We start from the raw sequence: 18143 nt of genomic DNA on the forward strand, positions 1-18143 counted from the left end.
TTTACAGTTTAAAACGGAGCGACAGGTTGACCACCCTTCCATCGATCGGTGCCCATAGCGGTTTGAATTGAGGATCGGTTACGGACCCGGTATACAAGGCCTCAACATTGCTTTGCTTATAGTTCAGCAGGTTTTCGCAGTTTACTACCACCGTAACATGATCCCCGATATGTTTTTGTACAACAGCGGCCATGAACATATAGTCCGGGGTGGCGGATCCATCCAGCCGTTTTTGACTTCCGTTGTAGGAGCCTTCAAGTCCGGCCATTACGCCCGCCGCTTCAAAATCACGGGCCAGCACAAACGACATCCGGTTCCGGGGCGTCAGCGGCATAAATGGCTGCTGCGGAAGATAGTTCCGGGTTACTACGGTATAGGTATACCCGGCGTACAGCTCCCATTCATCCAACGAGGCCTTAATATAGGTATCAAGGCCTCGGCTAAGTACTTTTTTACTTCCGTTCTGATATAATAATGTTCCGTCCGGGTTAATGGTTCCGTAAATCGGATCGTTGATCTGTGTAAGGAAGAAGGCCTGGTTTATAAACAGACTGTTCCCACCCTCCCATTCCAGCTTATAATTTACTTCTGCATTATACCCTATCGATTTTTCAGGCGTTATACCGGCCGGTAAGGCCGCAATTTTATCCGGGGTATAATCCACATACCAGGGCGTAAACGGATTGGGCACTTTATAGCCCCAGCCTATGCCGAGACGCGTAGCCCAATGTTCATTTAACCGGTTGAAAAAAGCCAGGCGTGGCAAAAAGAAGTTACCATATTTCTGGTGGTAATCATCCCGCAGTCCCAGTTCCAACGTAGCCTTATCCTTTATCGTCCAGGTATTTTGTGCAAAGGCCCCGACGGTATTATTGTTCAGCGAAGCGATGGGAATGAACTGATTCTGATGCGTTGCCTTAAACTGGTCGCCGGTTATATTTACCCCGCCAACAAAACTGTTCTTATTCCCGTAAGGGATCAGTGTAGACAATTCACTGTAATAACTTAGCTGATTACCTTTATAGTTGAACCGGGCATCCGCAAATTGATTGGTATAGTCACTGACGGTATTTTTAAAATACAGGCTTTTGCCACTGTTAAAATGATGCTCCACCACCAGTTCTCCGGTATGCCGCGTGGTATTGTTTTGCTCAAAATATTGATGCACGGCATCGGAGTACTCTTTTAACACCTGCATATCTCCGCCCTTCGTATTATTAACGTTACCGTTGTAGCCGAGAATAATGGTCGTATTTTTGGGATAGAAGAACAAGCGCGGATGTATATTGTAACTATTCAGCTTCGGAACATCTGAAAAACCATCCCTGTTTACATCCACCGGGTCCTGGTGTATATAGCCTCCGAAAAGTGTATATCCAAACGCTTTATACCGTTTCGACAAATAGGCATTGGCATCGGTTTCCTTCAGGGTTGTCTGGTTCAGCGTAAGGGTTCCTTCCTGTGCCGCTGTTGGCCGTTTTGAAATCATATTGACCAACCCGCCAATGGCGCCGCCGCCATATAAAGTAGAGGCCGATCCTTTTACCAGTTCGATCTGTTGCAGGTCAAGCGGTGGAATGGTTAAAATACCAAATCCGCCGCTGAAGCCATCATACAAAGGCACTCCATCCCGCAGGATCTGTGTATACCGCCCGTCCAGCCCCTGGATACGCACATTTGAATTACCCGATGTGGCGCTGGTTTGCTGGATCTGTACACCACTCACATCACCCAAAATACTGGCAATATTGGCGGGCCGGATACCGTTTTCCTCGTTCATTTCTTCTTTTCCCAGCACTTCCACTTTGATGGGCGCGTTTTCTATAGATTGATTATTCCTGGTGGTAGCCACCACCACTTCTTCCAGTGCCCTGATTCCTGTCTTTAACGGAACGGAGATCAGCGTATCGTTTACCACCCGTACCGTTTGCATGGCCTGCTCATAGCCCACTACCGAAAAGGAGAAGGCTCTTTCACCCCGGGGCACATTCAGTTGTGCCGTACCACTGCTGTCTGCTGTAACAACGGAAGCGTTGTTTACCGCAACCGTAACACCCGGAACCGGCTCCCCGCTTGCTCCGTTGTGAAACTTAAATGTAATAACTGTCTGCGCCTGCAACTGTGCACATATCCCAACAGCCATGAACAGAAAAAAAACAATACCGTATCTTCTCATTATTTCTGATAAATCATCTGCCGTAAAAACCAGTCCCTTCACCCGGAAAGATCTGGTTGACCTGCCGCCGCAAGCAGGTCAACCGGTAAAGAGCTCGCTTTCATTTCACATTCTTTAAGTAGGATAAAAATCGGACAGTACAAAGCTGAATGATGATTCTGTAGAAAAATGGAATTTTTTGTACGGGGTCCGATCCTTAACAAAAAATTAGGCGCCGGTCAGGAAAACGAAACTGAAAAATAGTGCCGCTGCTCCAGGAACTGGTATTGCAGCCGGTATCCGTATAATTCGCAGATCTGTTTGCAGATCTCGAGACCCAGTCCCACACTTCTGGAATCGGTGGATTGTTTTTGAAAACGCCGGAAGATTTGCTCCGCATTCAACGCTGAACCGGAGGCCGTATTACTAATTGTAAACGTATGCTGCAATAAAGACAGCCGGATCGCACCCGCTGTACCGGTATGCCGGAAAGCATTTGAAAAAAGATTACTGATCAGGATATCGATCAACGGGCCGTTGGCCTCGATCCGGCAGATTTCCAGGGGTCCGGTTTCGAGTTGGATCTGCTTCTCTGCAATTATATCCGCAAACTGGTTGGCTGTATGCATCACCACCGTTTTAACATCGATGGATTCCGTTTCCGGAAACTGGTTATTCTCTATTTTCGTTAACAGCAATAAGGTGCGGTTCAGCTTCTGAAGCTTCCGCACACTTAGCGTTAATTCTTCAATAAGTCCCGCCTGTTCCCCGTTTACAGGTGTTTGCAGCAACAGGTCCAGCTTGCTTTGAATGATGGCCAATGGCGTCTGTGTTTCATGGGCTGCGTTTTCCGTGAATTCTTTCTGTGCCTTGTACAGATTGGCATTCCGCAATAACAGCGCGTCCAGCGAGCGGTTTAACTTTTCGAATTCTTCAATCGCCGTTTGTTCAAACCGTGGGGTTGTATAGCGGTCTACCCGGTAATCAGCCAATTTTCCCAGCGTATCCTGAAAGGGCTTCAAGATCTTCCGGGAAAGATTGCGGTTGATCAGGAACAAGCCCCCCAACAGTAAGAGGATGAAAACAACCTGCAAAAGGGAAATACTTTGTACAAGATCCGTATCCTCCAACATAGACTTTTGAATCTGGATGGAGTAATACGTTCCATTCACTCTGACCACCGACTCCAATATCCGGTGTTTTACCATTTCATCATCATCCGGTATGAAAATATCCTTGCTGTAAAAGCTGTCCCGGATCATTTTATCCTGCGTTGGAGTAATGACCACGCTGTTATTGTAAGAAGTAACATTTTCCGGCGGACCGGCTTCCAGTTTTTTCCGGATCCAGTTTTTCTGGTAGCCCATCGACTCATCCAGGTTGTGCATCATGATGCGTTGTACCAGGAAGTAAAACAGGGGAACGGATAAAACGGTCAGCAATATGGTGTACAAACTGTACCGGGTGGATATATAACGAATCAGTTTCAAAACACCTCAAATTTATAACCCATACCGTATACCGATTTCAGGTAATCATCCGCACCCGCTGCGGTTAGCTTTTTCTTCAGGTTTTTAATATGGGCGTAAATAAAATCAAAGCTCTCGTAGAGATCCGCATCCGCACCGGAAAGGTGCTCCGCAATAGCGGTTTTGGATAGTACACGGTTTTTATTAACAATGAAGTAGATGAGCAAATCGAACTCCTTCTTTGTAAGGTCTACCGTATGATTATGTACCCTTACCATCCGCGAAGCCGTATCTATTTTGATTTCATTCAGCTCCAGCTCATTGCTGCCTTCAAATTTTCGGCGACGGATCACCGAAGCGATACGGGCGCTCAATTCGGGCAGATAAAAGGGCTTGGCCAGGTAATCATCTGCCCCCAGGTGCAACCCGGTTATTTTATCATCCAGTGCATCCTTGGCGGAGATCACAATCACCCCATCGGTACGTTTATCCCGCTTCAGAGCCCGGAGCAGGTCGAGCCCATTTCCGTCGGGCAGCATAATATCCAGCAGGATACAATCATAATCAAACACCTCGGTTTTAGCCAGGGCATCTGATGCCGTTGCCGCTACCACACAGGTATATCCCTCCTGCTTCAGATAGGTAACGATACTTTTACTTAAGGCGGATTCGTCCTCCACGATCAGGATATTCATCCTTACAAAGGTGGGTCATAATGCTGAAGAAAAACTGAATTTTCAGCACTAAAAATGCACATCGATAATGCTGTTCAACGGGATCAGGATGCCCCCTTTTAATGAAATATAATTTTCCGTGAGCGACCATACGGTTGTTTCCACAGACTGGGGCCCCTCGGTTGTATTAAATGTAACGGTTGTTTTACTTTTAAATTCATTACCCAGCCGCACGGCATAACCCAGATGCTCTTTCCAATGAATGCTGCGGTCTTCCTCTGCCTGGATGATATGATATTGCGCTATCGCCTCTTTGGGAATCAATTTTTCAAACATAGGATTTTCGTTTAATCTAATCTACCCAAATTTACTGGTATTTACGCTTTTCTATTTAAAAAAATATGCGAAAAAAAGTTCTTTATCCTGGCCGGATAGCCGGCTGGTTCCTTCTTATATATTCAATAATAATTAGAAAGCTGCTGCAACACGGCATTGCTGTCGGCAACGGTCCGGAGTTTCTTTCCCTGGTAATACCCATCTTCCCAGCTGCCATACATATTATTGGGCAATACAATAAACTTCTTTCCAAAAGTATCTTTATATGTTTCCGTCCAATTGTAACGGCTATCCATGGAATGGTTATCAAAGAGAGAAGAGAAATCGCCAAGGTTATCTCCCAGCAACATTACAATATCATAATCCTTCAACACGGCCCGCCGGCGGCTCTCTTTGTCGGATGTGGTCCCCATCAGCATCAGATGACCGGTGTCTGCATTGGGGAAATGGTATTTTTCCAGGTTGGCCACTGTTTGCAACCGGTCTCCCGCAATACGGTTTGTGATATAGAATATGGTGACGCCCTTTGAAGCGGCATACTGGAAAAATGAAGGTGCTCCGGGCACGGAATCGCAGGCTATTTTTTTTGTCCATTCCACCCAGGAAGCATCTGAATAGCCCGCATGTTGTGTGGCCAGATGTATGTAATACGGACTGTTGTCGAGTACCGTTTCATCTACATCGGTTACAATCGCCATTGGCCTGGAAGAAGGCTGCTCCAAAATCTGATCCAGCCGGAACCGGGCTGTATTGTATGCCTGGTAAGACAGGGCCCTGTATTCTGCCGCACGCTGTTGCCATAAGGCACCCCAGGCCGGAGCTTCAGGCATCAGGGAAAGGGAATGGGCACGGGCCTGCGCCCGCTGCGGTACCGACCTGCAGGAGCATAGAATAAGAACGGCGATAAAAAAAGAAAGCTGCTTCATCATTTATGTACATTTGTTTTAAAACGGATATGTTTTAACGGCGCCGCTGTTTCATAATGATCAGAAGGCGCCCAGCCTGAATGTCGTAAACACCGCCGCATGATCGGAGGGCCATACATCATCGATCTCCGGAGCGGTCTTTATAATCCTGGAAGCAACGGTCTTTATATTCCTGCCTTTGTAATACAGGAAGTCGATCCGGCAGTGTTGCAGATGGCCATAAATAACCGCCCAGGTGCCTTCCGGCCTTACCACTTCATTGGGGTTTGCCTCTCGGAAACTGTCTTTATACCCTTCCTGCAGCATATAACGGGAAACCGGAAACGCAATAGGACCATACCCAAAATGCAGCGTTGCCGCGGCTTTTGTCCAATCCAGATGGCTGCAGGAATTGAAGTCGCCACCAATAATAGCAGGCAGGGTATCATTTTGATACGGTTTTGTGTCTTTTTGTATAACGGCCCGCGCATCTGCAAGCCCCAACAGGGAATCTGCCGCAATCCAGGTGCGCGTATCCTGGCCCGGTTCCTGGTAAACAGATGTGTATTCCGGCTGGTACGCATACCGGAGCCAGCAGGCATTTACCAGCAACCGGCGATCCCCGGGAAGGTGTATAATCGCAGGGTTTGAATTAAATGTTTTAAAGGCGGTAGGAATACCCGTTAAGGGATAGCGGCTGAATAAGGCCAGGTTATCCCTGGAAGACGGCGTGCTCAGATAATACCCCAGGGAATCAGCAATCCGTTGCTGCGATCCGTATGCCTCCTGCATCGTAACGATGTCTGCATGGGTTGCCTGTATCAGGCGGGTCACTCTATCTGGCCCGTTATCGCCTACATGTACACCTCCATGCCAGATATTCCATTGCAACACTTTTACAATATCAGGAGCTGTGTTACTGCTTTCGGTAATACTTTTTGATATCGGTGCCATACCTGTTTCCGGTATTTGCAGGCGCCGGTTTAACCGGAAAGAAGGAACTGTCATTTTAAGCAAATGCCCCGCACCTGCGTTTTCTGCGATATCAGCAGTAACCAGGAAATAATGAATGCCGGGAGTAAGCCGGTACGGCTTGCCGGCAAACCGTATGCTCCGTTGCGGGCGCTTGCCGTTTCCAAACAATTCTTCGCGGATTTTGGAGGATGGCGTTTTACCGGCATAATACAAATGAATGCGGTCAATATCCGAAAGGGCTGTCACCTTTGAAAGGCTGAGCGTGAGTTCATCCAGCTCAAGCGGCTTTGCCGATCCGGTAACCGCTATGCGTAATTTGAGGATCTGGTCGCCCCTTGTTCCGGCATCTGCATCCCATTCACTTTCCACAACCACCGCATTAAAAAGTTGCTGCTGTTCCGGCCGGAAAAACCGGGGGTTATCATTTGCCACAGTATACGCCAACGGTGCATGTCCGTTGTATTGAATGCGGCCATTGCGCAGGTGATACGCCTGATCTCCTTTACCCACCCAATTCACCACCATATCATCTATATCATCATCAAATGTATAATACCCGATCAATGCTTTAAAGCCCGGATGCGCAGCTGCCAGCGGCCGGTACATCCATTCATTCAGGGTGTGTAACGGCACCGCTGTTCGCCAGATGCGCACCTCATCCATCAGCCCTCCGAACGCCGTTGCAGCCGTTTCCTGTACGCCCAGTGCGCCCGGAAGAATGGCAAACGCAACAGGTTTCCGATCCGTCATCACCCCGTCGAGATACAAGCAAGTGGTTGTCCCATCACAACTCAGCGCCACATGGTGCCACTGGTCATCCAGCACCCGGGAGGACCAAAGACCCGCCCGGGGGTTATGCAGCCTGCCGTTCTTTATTACTAGTGGTAACCCGTCCGTAGTACTCAGTTGGCTGTATTCCCCGCCTCCAAAAAGCACCTCGGTTTCCTTCCAGGACGTATCATTGCCTTTGATCCAGGCTTCAATGGTCCAGGGACTTTTAATAATGGGCATTCCTGTACGTACATTATTATCCGTGCCATCCAGGTGCAGCACGCGGTTACCTATAGATTGGGCAACAGTTGCCGTTGTAAACAGGAAAAACACCCCTATCATCAGAACATATCTCACTTCGCAATCATTTTTATGAAACAACATTTTTAAATATCAGTGCAAGCACCAATGCTATCAATGCGGTAAACTATTAATTAAATTGATTGAACATTCATTTAATAAAAATAATTAACGAATCCTTAATAGAATACTGACAAACAATTGTTTTTTGCCTGCGCACTGGTTCTCCGGTATGGATCCCTTGTCATACAGATCTACGCATTAAAAAAGCAGCCTGTTTCCAGACTGCTTTTTATGATATGAATTATCTCCGGTATCCGCTATGCGAGATCAAACCGGTCCAGGTTCATTACTTTATTCCATGCCGCCACAAAATCCTTTACAAATTTTTCTTCGCCACCGGCGCTTGCATAAACTTCGGCAAGCGCCCTTAGCTCTGCGTTGGAGCCAAACACCAGATCTGCACGGGTTCCGGTCCACTTTACTTCACCCGTAGTGCGGTCACTTCCCTCATACAACTCCTGATCCGCGGAAGCTGCTTTCCATGCAGTGCGCATATCCAGCAGGTTTACAAAGAAATCGTTGGTCAGTTGTCCGGGGCGCTTTGTAAAAACGCCGTGAGCCGATCCATCGAAGTTGGTACCCAGTACCCGCATACCGCCAACCAGCGCCGTAAGCTCCGGCGCGGTAAGCGTCAATAGCTGTGCACGGTCTACCAGCAGTGCTTCTGTTGATACACCGGATCTGGCTTTCCGGTAATTACGGAAGCCGTCAGCAGCAGGTTCTAAAAAGGCCATCGACTCCACATCTGTTTGCTCCTGAGACGCATCCATCCGGCCGGGAGCTACGGAAACGTTAACCGTATGCCCCGCATCTTTGGCGGCCTTTTCAATACCTGCAGCACCCGCCAGTACGATCAGGTCGGCCAGGGAAACTTTTTTACCACCGGTTTGTCCGGCATTAAATGCCTGTTGAATGCGCTCCAGTACGCCGAGCACTTTTTGCAATTGCGCCGGGTTATTCACCTGCCAGTACCGCTGAGGCGCCAGGCGGATGCGTGCACCATTTGCGCCACCACGTTTATCACCTCCCCGGAATGTGGCAGCAGAGGCCCAGGCAGTAGTTACCAGCTCTGCGATACTCAGTCCGGATTCCAGCAGTGTTGCTTTTAATCCTTCCATATCGTTGTCGTCGATCAATACATGATCCAGTTCCGGGATCGGGTCCTGCCAAAGCAGCACTTCCGCAGGAACGTCGGGCCCCAGGTACCGGGAACGCGGGCCCATATCGCGATGCGTCAGTTTAAACCAGGCCCGCGCAAAAGCATCGGCAAAGGCGTCCGGGTTTTCCAGGAACTTCCTGGATATCTTTCCGTAAGCGGGATCAAAACGCAGGGAAAGGTCCGTCGTAAGCATGGTTGGTTTATGCTTTTTAGCGGTATCAAATGCATCGGGGATCACCGCGTCTGCATCCTTGGCCACCCACTGGTGCGCTCCCGCCGGGCTTTTGGTCAGCTCCCATTCAAACCCAAAGAGGTTCTCAAAAAAGTGATTGCTCCATTGCGTGGGAGTTTGCGTCCAGGTCACTTCAAGCCCGCTTGTAATTGTATCTGCGCCCTTGCCTTTACCAAAGCTATTGCTCCAACCCAGTCCCTGTGCCTCAATGCCTGCAGCCTCCGGTTCTTTTCCTACATGGGTGGCCGGTGCCGCGCCATGCGTTTTACCAAAACTATGTCCACCCGCAATCAGCGCCACGGTTTCCTCGTCATCCATTGCCATACGTCCGAAGGTATCCCGGATATCTTTTGCCGCAGCAATCGGATCCGGGTTGCCATCGGGGCCTTCCGGGTTTACATAAATTAATCCCATTTGAACGGCGGCCAATGGTTTTTCCAGGTTGCGGGAATGGATCTGTCCGTCCGCATCATCATCTGTTACCACCACACCACCACTTTTTTCCACGCCTTCTGAGCCATCGTGCGCATAGCGGATATCTCCTCCTAACCAGGTAGTTTCGGAACCCCAGTATACATCCTCATCCGGCTCCCAGACATCTTCCCGTCCACCGGCAAAGCCAAATGTTTTAAAACCCATCGATTCCAGTGCCACGTTACCGGTAAGCACCAGCAGATCGGCCCAGGATATCTTGTTTCCATATTTTTGTTTGATGGGCCAGAGCAACCGCCGGGCCTTATCGAGGCTTACATTATCGGGCCAGCTGTTCAACGGTGCAAAACGCTGTTGCCCCCCGCCGGCACCACCACGTCCGTCTCCTACGCGATACGTTCCGGCACTATGCCAGGCCATGCGGATAAATAATCCTCCATAGTGCCCGAAATCTGCCGGCCACCAATCCTGCGAATCGGTCATCAGCGTCTGAAGGTCTTTTTTAACGGCCTCCAGATCCAGGCTTTTAAACGCTTCTGCATAGTTGAAGTCCTTATCCATCGGGTTCGACTTGGAGGAATGCTGGCGCAGGATATTGAGTCGTAACTGGTTTGGCCACCAATCGCGGTTTTTGGTTCCCCCGCCGCCTACATTTTGCTTCAGGGTGCCGTTATGAAACGGGCATTTGCTGATGTCGTTCGATTCCTTTTCCATTTTATAATTTTTTTGCTGTTGACGGATTTTTTCTTTGCAGTAGTCTGTCTCTGCAAACATCCCAACAAACTTATGACATTTAAATTATAAATATAATTGATTAAATTTATCGTTTGATAGGTATAATCTATTGAAAAGCATCCGTCAGCTGGGCACCCGCAGGGAATAGTCGTATAATCCATCCTTGAAGGTTCCCAGGTAGTGTTTATCAGTGGTCCCGTGGTAGAATTCACCGGAAGTATTGGTAAGCCAGGCAGAAGTGCAATCAGTACTTTAAGCGCCTGTAATGTTTTGTCCCTGTATCTCGTACGGAGTGGCGAAGGTGGCTATTCCCATAAAAGTAAAGCAACCAGTTGTAAAGATTTAAGGGCCCTATGATTCATGACGAATTTGTTTGTGCAAAAAAAGATAATTGTTTCGACGGCTTTGTATGTGTTTTAAACTCCAATCAATAGATACTGATGTATAAAAAATAAATACTATTTATTTTTTATACATCAGTTCCTTTCATTATTTTTAGGAGCAATTAAGCAACCATGAAATATAGCATATGAAAATAAATATCTTACAAATAATATTATTCCTTGGAGTTGCTAGTTGTGGTAAAAGCTCCTTAGAGGCAGATAATCAACTGCCCAAAAGCAAAACAACCGCCAGGTCGATAACGATGGTATCTGCCACCTCTAATGCTGATGGAAAGACAGTTACTGTGACTTGGAGCTCAAGCGGATCCCCAGGTAACTATTGGACAGTAACAGCAAATGGCCCTGGTCAGTCTGTCAAAAAAACTGCTAGCTTACCTTATGTACAATTTAATACCAGCTCTAACTCAAGCTATCAGTTTTGTGTTAAAGAAAAAACGCTTTCGGGCATGGAGGTAGGAGATGAGCAATGTGTTAGTATAACAACAAACGCACAACCAATCAATAGTCCAACATCAAATTGCAATTTCCCCGTTCCAGATTTAATTTTCAATGATCAAAATATAATAGACAATGCTGTTGAGTTTACCTGGATTACGCCGCCCGGCTCAAACAATCCCTCAGACCCATTTTATCAGTACAAACAACCTGCTTGGCTTTATATACGTTACAGGATAGCTCAAAGTACCGACAGCTGGCAACATGTTACGCCAGATTTATATGCCCCTAATTCAACACCAGGATATTACAGAATTACAGGATTAGAAGCAGGTACGAATTATGAATTTCAGGTAGCCGCGTTATGCAATCTTAATGATCCTCCGCGTGAAGGTGATTTTCAGAAAACATTTTATTGCATGACTATTGTATTGTAATACTTCTTTTAACTAATCGGGTAAGAAGATAGCCATTATTTGGCGCTCTTTCTCCGATAAGAATATCCGGAATAACGGTTAGCATGAAGAAAACTTTGGTGGAAAAAGAAGACCGTCCCGATGGGAAATTCTCGCCACCATAGCATCATTCCTCTCGTGAATACGCCTACTTCCCAATACAGAATTTTCCAAATATCGTTCCCAGGATATCCCGGTCTACTTCTACCTGGCCTGTGATTTCTCCAAGATAATGCAGGGTTCGGCGGATGTCTATAGAAAGCAGGTCACCGGTTAAACCCGCACGCATACCGGCCTCAATGGCCTCCAGGCTCTCCATCATTCTGGAAAGGGCATCAAAATGACGGGCATTGGTTACAATCGTGTTTTCTGTGTGGATGGTTTCTCCCACGGCGCGCTCATACATGAGCTGCTTTAACGCTTCGATACCGGTGTTTTTTTTTGCGCTGATGGAAATCTGCGATTTGCGATTTGAGATTTGAGATTTGGAACCGGACACCTGGTCCGTCTTATTCAACACATCGATCGTTTTACCGGCAAATGGTTTGAGCCATTCAATCACGGATGTATCCGGGTCGGTTACATCTACCAGGTGCAGGATCAGGCTTGCCTTTTCGGCGTTTTTGCGGCTGCGCTCGATGCCAATGCTTTCGATCTGGTCCGCGGTATGTTCCCGGATGCCAGCCGTATCAATAAGCCGGAACAACACACCGTTAATATTAAGCGTTTCTTCAATGGTATCCCGGGTGGTGCCTGCAATATCGCTTACAATGGCCCGCTCTTCATTCAGCAGTGCATTGAGCAGCGTGCTTTTCCCGGCATTGGGTTTTCCAATAATGGCTACACTTACCCCGTTTTTGATCACATTACCCAGCCGGAAAGAATGTAGGAGATTCGAGATCTGAGATTTGAGGTTGGAGATCAATATGCGGAATTGTTCCCGGTCGGCAAACTCCACATCCTCATCGCTAAAATCCAGTTCCAGTTCAATGAGTGCTGCAAAGTTGATCAGTTGTTCCCGCAATTTTTCCAGGTCGCCTGAAAACCCGCCGCGCAGTTGCTGCAATGCGGCCTGCTGCTGTGCCTGGCTATCGGCAGCGATCAGGTCTGCCACAGCCTCCGCTTGCGTTAGATCCAGCTTCCCGTTTAAAAAAGCGCGCTGTGTATACTCACCGGCCTTTGCCAGCCTTGCACCGGCAGTGATGGCCGCTTCCAGTATCCTTTGCAAGATGTATGAAGATCCATGCCCGCTGATTTCTACCACATCTTCACCCGTGTAACTTTTGGGACTTTTGAATAGTGTTACAACCACCTCATCAATCAGACTTCCATCCTCCGGAGCAATGATATGTCCAAAATGCACGGTATGTGATGGCTGTGCTTCCAGTTTTTTGCCTTTAAAGATCGCATCTGCCACCGGGATGGCGGTTTTACCACTGAGCCGTATCACACCTATGGCACCTATTCCGGGAGGCGTTGCAATCGCCGCAATTGTATCATCAAAACCAGAAAGCACATTCATTTTTCAAAAGTACGCAATCGGCCGCAGATGAAAAGAAGCGAAAACCAACCGCATCTGCTAACTTTGCGCTTTTCAATTTTACGCCATGAGATCTGTGTTTGCTTTTCTGCTGCTCCTGTTTGTGTTAATCGCCGGCCGGCCGGCGGCCCAGGCTTCTAAAACGCCACGAGCATATTACCAGCTGCAGGTATTTTATTATACTACGGCACAACAGGAACAACAATTGGACGACTATCTGCAGCAGGCGCTGGTGCCGGCACTGCACCGGCTGAAGTTGCAACAGATCGGTGTGTTTAAGGCTCTGGAAAATGACACAGCTACAGAGAAAAAAATTTATGTACTGGTTCCCTTCCGTGAGCTGCAGCAATGGACACAGCTTGATGCACATCTGCAAAGCGACCGCAGTTACCTGCAGGCGGCGACCGGCTATCATAACAGTGCCAATAAAGCCGGTATCTATAACCGCATCGAAACCACTTTTTTAAAATCCTTTTCCATGGCACCGGCATTGCAGGTACCGCAGTTGGAAGGTCCGAAAGAACAACGGATCTATGAATTGCGCAGCTATGAAAGCAGTTCTGAAAAACGGTTCCGCAGTAAAGTAAAGATGTTTAACGAGGGGGGCGAAATCGGGATCTTTAAGCGCCTGGGCTTCAACGCCGTCTTTTACGGCGAAGTACTGGCCGGCAAACGCATGCCCAATCTGATGTATCTTACTACGCATGCCAATATGGAGGCCCGTAGCCAGAACTGGAAAAATTTCGGGAAGGATAGCACCTGGAAACAACTCAATGCACAGATGGAGTACAAAGAGAACGTATCCCATATTGATGTTACTTTTCTGAAAGCCACTCCTTATTCCGATCTTTGACCTGAGCAATGTTTCCGCATACACCGCTGTTTTAGCAGGGTTCCGGAAATACAATTTTAAAATACCAGAACTACTTATTTTCGCCGCAGATGAAAAAAGAAGATTTAAAGCATATTGATTTTGCTGAAGGAGCTGTGTTGCTGATCGACAAGCCGCTTGAATGGACTTCCTTTGATGCGGTACGGAAAGTGCGCAACCTGGTCCGCATCAAAAAAGTGGGACATGCGGGTACACTGGATCCGTTGGCCAGCGGCTTGCTCATTATCTGTACCGGAAAATTCACCAAGCAGATCAATGCCTATATGGCAAAGGAAAAGGAATATACCGGTACGTTCACGATCGGGGCCGTAACCCCTACTTATGACCTTGAAAGCGAACCAACGGATTTCAAACCCTATGATCAGCTTACCATTTTTGATATGGAGGCGGCCACCCATCAATTCACCGGCGATATTTTACAGGTGCCCCCGGCTCATTCCGCTATCAAAAAAGACGGGAAACGGGTTTACGAGCTGGCAAGAAAGGGTATCGATGTAAAGCTGGATCCCCGCCCGGTAACCATTTCCAGCTTTGAAATAGATGCGACCCGCCTGCCGGAAATTTCGTTTAAGGTGGTTTGCTCCACGGGTACTTATATCCGGAGCCTGGCCCACGATTTTGGACAGGCACTGGGCTGCGGGGCCTATCTCAGCAGCTTGCGCCGTACCCGCATCGGGGATTTTTCAGTAGACGACGCGCTTACTATAGAGGCATTTACGGATGGAATGAAGGAAGAGTAGGGTTTCCCCATTTATCCCTGCTTAATACCCTACATTTATCACACGTCTCCGGATCTGATGCTGGCCACGATACCTAATTCTGAATTCTCCATTCAATGTCGCTTACTTAATACGTTTTTTTTATTATTGCCGCAGATATGCTGATTGCTCCTGCAGCGCTTTCGCTACGATATTGTTGAGTACTATTAAAGCATGTACCAGATCTGCGCATCTGCGGCCTTATGAAACGACATTGAAGCTCAATTCTCGATTCCGCAACTGAAAACTAATGGCTAGAAGATAAACGGATAACCAATACCAATCTGCAGCTGACTTCCTTTTATAAACGGATAGGCAAAAAGCTTATTCCGGAGAGCAGCATTATCAGGGGACGGACTGGGATCTTTTACCTTATAGGCATAATCCAGGCGGATTACGAAAAAGCCCAGGTCTACCCGTACTCCCGCACCGGAACCAATGGCCAGATCGGTACCCAGGCGGCCCAGTTTAAAAATCTCATCCGGTTGGCCGGCGTCCTTTTTCAGCAGCCACACATTTCCCACATCCGTAAATACGGCTCCGTTTATGGGAATACCCCCCATTTTGAACAGGGGTATCCGGTATTCAATGTTTCCCTCCAGCTGCATATCTCCAAAACGATCGGGGAAACTATAGTCTCCCTCAAAGTTCTTAACAGCAGAGCCAGGGCCCAGCCGTCGCAGCTGCCAGGCACGCATACTGTTTGGCCCTCCGCTGTAATACTGTTTAAAGAAGGGCATTTGCGCGCGTTTATCCGGGTTCGCCGTGGATTCCAGTTCGTACCCCGCCCCTGCAAAACCCCGTAGTACCAGCGATGTCTTTGTCCATTTATACAGCTTCGCATATTCTACATCCAGTTTTATAAACCGGTAGAGATGCTTATCAAAAAGCGGATTCCGGATCATGCCGGTTAACAAGCCGGATTCCTCGAAATTTGCACGGATCACATTGTTATTATGCCCGTTAATACTGCCCCAGGGCATAATAAACTTTACAATCGACGAAGTAACCAACCCGTCGGAAAATAAATTTTTAATCGAGGGATTCTTGGCGATCATTTTATCCAGGCTGTCGCGCCGGATGAGGTAAGAGTATTCGATGTTGGGGATCTTCACCGAAAGGTTAAAGGTCCGGTTATTGCGGCTGTAATCTCTGCCCCGCCAGCCAAACTCATATCCCCAGGCACTGCTGAAGGAGGTCAGGTTGAACAAATAGCGCCGCTCCGTACTGGCCGCACTCAGGGTGAACAGGGAGCGGAAATTTCCGCGGAAGTTTTCCTTAAACCCTTTCATGCCCGGAAAAATAAACCGGGGGTAGGAGATCGTGTTTGTAGCACTGAATTGCTGCGTCTGGATGATATCGCCCGCGGTTAACTGCCCGAGTTCCACCAGGTAATTTACGTTCGTGCTCATCAGGTTGGCGGCCCGGGCAAAGTTGCGGTTTTGCAATCCCAGGCTGAAACCGAGGCCTACAAAGTTCCCGGATAGCACACTCTGACTGAAACTTCCTTCAATATTCGTGGTGAAATTGTATTTTTTCGCCGGTAGCAGTTTAATGGCAAAATCCACCGTATCCTGGTTATCCCGCGGTAACTGCGCAATATCTACCATCCGCCAGGAACCGATATTATTAAAGCGGTTCAGCGTTCGTATATAGCGGCGCTGATCGTAGGGATCGCCTTTTTTAAGATAGATATTGGGCGGAAATATTTTAGGCTTGAACGCTTTTCCATTCTGGATGACGGTTACATTATTCAGTACGGCCTCGTTCCTGTTGCCGCCGGAGGTATCGCTGCTGTTGGGATATACGACAAAATTTCCCACAAAATATTTCCGGATCGCAATGCTGTCTTCGATCGGCCTGGTGCGGATCTCCAGGTTGGCGGTAGGATTCAGCCGTTTGTTTTTAAGCCGCTCCAATTGTAATGCCTGGTCCAGCGGATCGAGGGACGGCTGCAGCAACGCCATATCCAGGGTGTCCCATAACCCAAAAAGAAGGCCGCGCGAAAACCGGAGGTACCCGTTATTACGGTAAAGCTCCACCAGCCGGTCCATTTCTGCTGAAATCGGTGCCTGAGCGAAGGGATCGCCTTTTTTTATAAATGCATTCCTCCGGTTGTCTTCCGTTACCTTCTGCAGGCTATCATTTTGAAGTACATAGGCCAGCGAATCGATCTTCGTAACCTGTTTGGGCCATACCAAAAACTGGATGAAGGCCCGTTGCTGTTGTTCTACCTTTTTTATATCAACGGCATACCCGATCGAATCCTGGAAATACCCCTGTGCGTTGAGGTAGTAGTGCATATTCTGGATCGATTTACTGATCTGGCTGGTATCCAGCCGGGACGGATTTTTGATCACGGCCCATAACACTTTATCAACTTTCCGCGACTGGATGCTATCGTCCAGCTGTTCATTAAGGCCCGCTTCCAGCCGTTCTTTCTCTTCTTTGCTCGTTGCGTTTTCCACTTTCACCCCGGTTTCAAAAACAAAGGGTACATCCCCCGGGTATTTTTTTACCACGGTAAAAACGTTGCAGGAAGATAAAAACAGCAACGTAAAAACGCAGGCAAAGGGAAGAAATGTATTTTTGAATGATTTTACCAGGATTATATGGTTTAAATGTTCAATAAGATGCTTAGTAAATCTGAAATCAAATATATTCAAAGTTTGTTCCAAAAAAAATTCAGGGATACAGAAAACTGTTACCTGGCTGAGGGTCCAAAAATAGTGGATGAGGCGCTGAATACACCGGGCATCACTGTTAAAAAAGTATGGGGACTGACGGAATGGGTACAGCAGTACCAGCCCCTGCACCCGGAAGTGGAAATGATAGCGGTTGCCCCTTTTGAACTGGAGAAGCTTTCTCAGCTTAAAACACCAAACGAAACAGTAGCACTTATTGAGAAAAATAACACGGATCACACCGGGTGGCAGCACAGGTCTGCACTGGTGCTGGCACTGGACGGCATACAGGATCCGGGGAACCTGGGTACCATCATCCGTACGGCAGACTGGTTTGGTGTGCCGGGTATTGTGTGCAGCACGGACTGTGCCGATGTTTATAATAGTAAGGTGGTGCAGGCTACCATGGGCAGCCTCTTCCGCATACCCGTAGCGTATACCGACCTGCCCGGCTGGCTGGCGGGCCAACAAGATGTGGCGGTTTACGGAGCCGTGTTAAACGGACAGCCCCTGGATAAAAAACAGGAAGCCGCCAGTGGCATTTTGATTATCGGTAACGAATCAAAAGGCATTCGGCCCGATGTGGCCACCCATCTTACGCATAAGATCACCATAGAACGGATCGGGGCTGCAGAATCATTGAATGCGGCGGTAGCAACGGGAATTTTGTTAGCACATCTGAAATAGCGGGCAGCTTTAGACTTCAGACTTCAGATTTCAGATTTCAGAATCGAGAATCAATGACGTTTCATTCAGGCCGCAGATGCGC

Annotated in this window: 13 protein-coding genes; 4 read left to right on the forward strand and 9 right to left on the reverse strand. The window is 48.0% G+C overall.

Translation table 11 applies throughout. The annotated features are described in order from the left end of the window. Position 1: 1 nt before the first annotated feature. From LQ567_RS13140 to katG, 7 genes are all read right to left on the reverse strand, one after another. A complete protein-coding gene (locus LQ567_RS13140; RefSeq protein ID WP_231004975.1) occupies positions 2-2176 on the reverse strand; it encodes a TonB-dependent receptor in 2175 nt (724 codons plus the stop codon). A gap of 218 nt (positions 2177-2394) precedes the next feature. Then, on the reverse strand, positions 2395-3645 hold the full coding sequence (locus tag LQ567_RS13145; RefSeq protein WP_231004976.1) for a sensor histidine kinase: 1251 nt from the start codon (positions 3643-3645) through the stop codon (positions 2395-2397). Beyond that, the gene (locus tag LQ567_RS13150) at positions 3642-4319 is read right to left on the reverse strand and encodes a response regulator transcription factor (protein ID WP_231004977.1); all 678 of its coding nucleotides are present in this window, start codon (positions 4317-4319) and stop codon (positions 3642-3644) included. Before LQ567_RS13150 ends, LQ567_RS13145 begins: the two co-directional genes overlap by 4 nt. A 48-nt stretch (positions 4320-4367) precedes the next feature. Next, positions 4368-4634, reverse strand: a complete 267-nt coding sequence (locus LQ567_RS13155; RefSeq protein ID WP_231004978.1) for a hypothetical protein — start codon at positions 4632-4634, stop codon at positions 4368-4370. A gap of 122 nt (positions 4635-4756) precedes the next feature. Then, positions 4757-5563 (reverse strand): 5'-nucleotidase, lipoprotein e(P4) family, encoded by an 807-nt coding sequence (locus tag LQ567_RS13160; protein ID WP_231004979.1) that lies wholly within the window; start codon positions 5561-5563, stop codon positions 4757-4759. A 57-nt stretch (positions 5564-5620) separates the two neighbouring features. Then, entirely contained in the window at positions 5621-7642 is a 2022-nt protein-coding gene (locus LQ567_RS13165; RefSeq protein WP_231004980.1) for an endonuclease/exonuclease/phosphatase family protein, read from the reverse strand. Positions 7643-7905: 263 nt separating this feature from the next. Next, entirely contained in the window at positions 7906-10185 is a 2280-nt protein-coding gene (gene katG, locus LQ567_RS13170; RefSeq protein WP_231004981.1) for a catalase/peroxidase HPI, read from the reverse strand. Between the two features lie 550 nt (positions 10186-10735). Here katG and LQ567_RS13175 point away from each other — a divergent pair. Beyond that, positions 10736-11482 (forward strand): fibronectin type III domain-containing protein, encoded by a 747-nt coding sequence (locus LQ567_RS13175; RefSeq protein ID WP_231004982.1) that lies wholly within the window; start codon positions 10736-10738, stop codon positions 11480-11482. 166 nt (positions 11483-11648) lie between these two features. Here the strand turns inward: LQ567_RS13175 and mnmE are convergent, their stop codons facing one another. Beyond that, positions 11649-13022, reverse strand: a complete 1374-nt coding sequence (gene mnmE / locus LQ567_RS13180; RefSeq protein WP_231004983.1) for a tRNA uridine-5-carboxymethylaminomethyl(34) synthesis GTPase MnmE — start codon at positions 13020-13022, stop codon at positions 11649-11651. 85 nt (positions 13023-13107) lie between these two features. Here mnmE and LQ567_RS13185 point away from each other — a divergent pair, with 85 nt between their 5' ends. Further along, entirely contained in the window at positions 13108-13893 is a 786-nt protein-coding gene (locus LQ567_RS13185; RefSeq protein ID WP_231004984.1) for an NIPSNAP family protein, read from the forward strand. A gap of 89 nt (positions 13894-13982) precedes the next feature. Next, a complete protein-coding gene (gene truB, locus LQ567_RS13190) occupies positions 13983-14672 on the forward strand; it encodes a tRNA pseudouridine(55) synthase TruB (protein WP_231004985.1) in 690 nt (229 codons plus the stop codon). Between the two features lie 272 nt (positions 14673-14944). On the opposite strand, the gene LQ567_RS13195 is transcribed toward truB, so the two are convergent. Beyond that, the gene (locus tag LQ567_RS13195; RefSeq protein ID WP_231004986.1) at positions 14945-17212 is read right to left on the reverse strand and encodes a BamA/TamA family outer membrane protein; all 2268 of its coding nucleotides are present in this window, start codon (positions 17210-17212) and stop codon (positions 14945-14947) included. 111 nt (positions 17213-17323) lie between these two features. On the opposite strand from LQ567_RS13195, the gene LQ567_RS13200 reads away from it, so the two are divergent. Then, positions 17324-18061, forward strand: coding sequence for a TrmH family RNA methyltransferase (locus LQ567_RS13200; RefSeq protein ID WP_231004987.1), 738 nt, complete (start codon positions 17324-17326; stop codon positions 18059-18061). Positions 18062-18143: the final 82 nt, after the last annotated feature.

It is taken from the genome of Niabella pedocola (genome assembly GCF_021044425.1).
Taxonomy (GTDB): domain Bacteria; phylum Bacteroidota; class Bacteroidia; order Chitinophagales; family Chitinophagaceae; genus Niabella; species Niabella pedocola.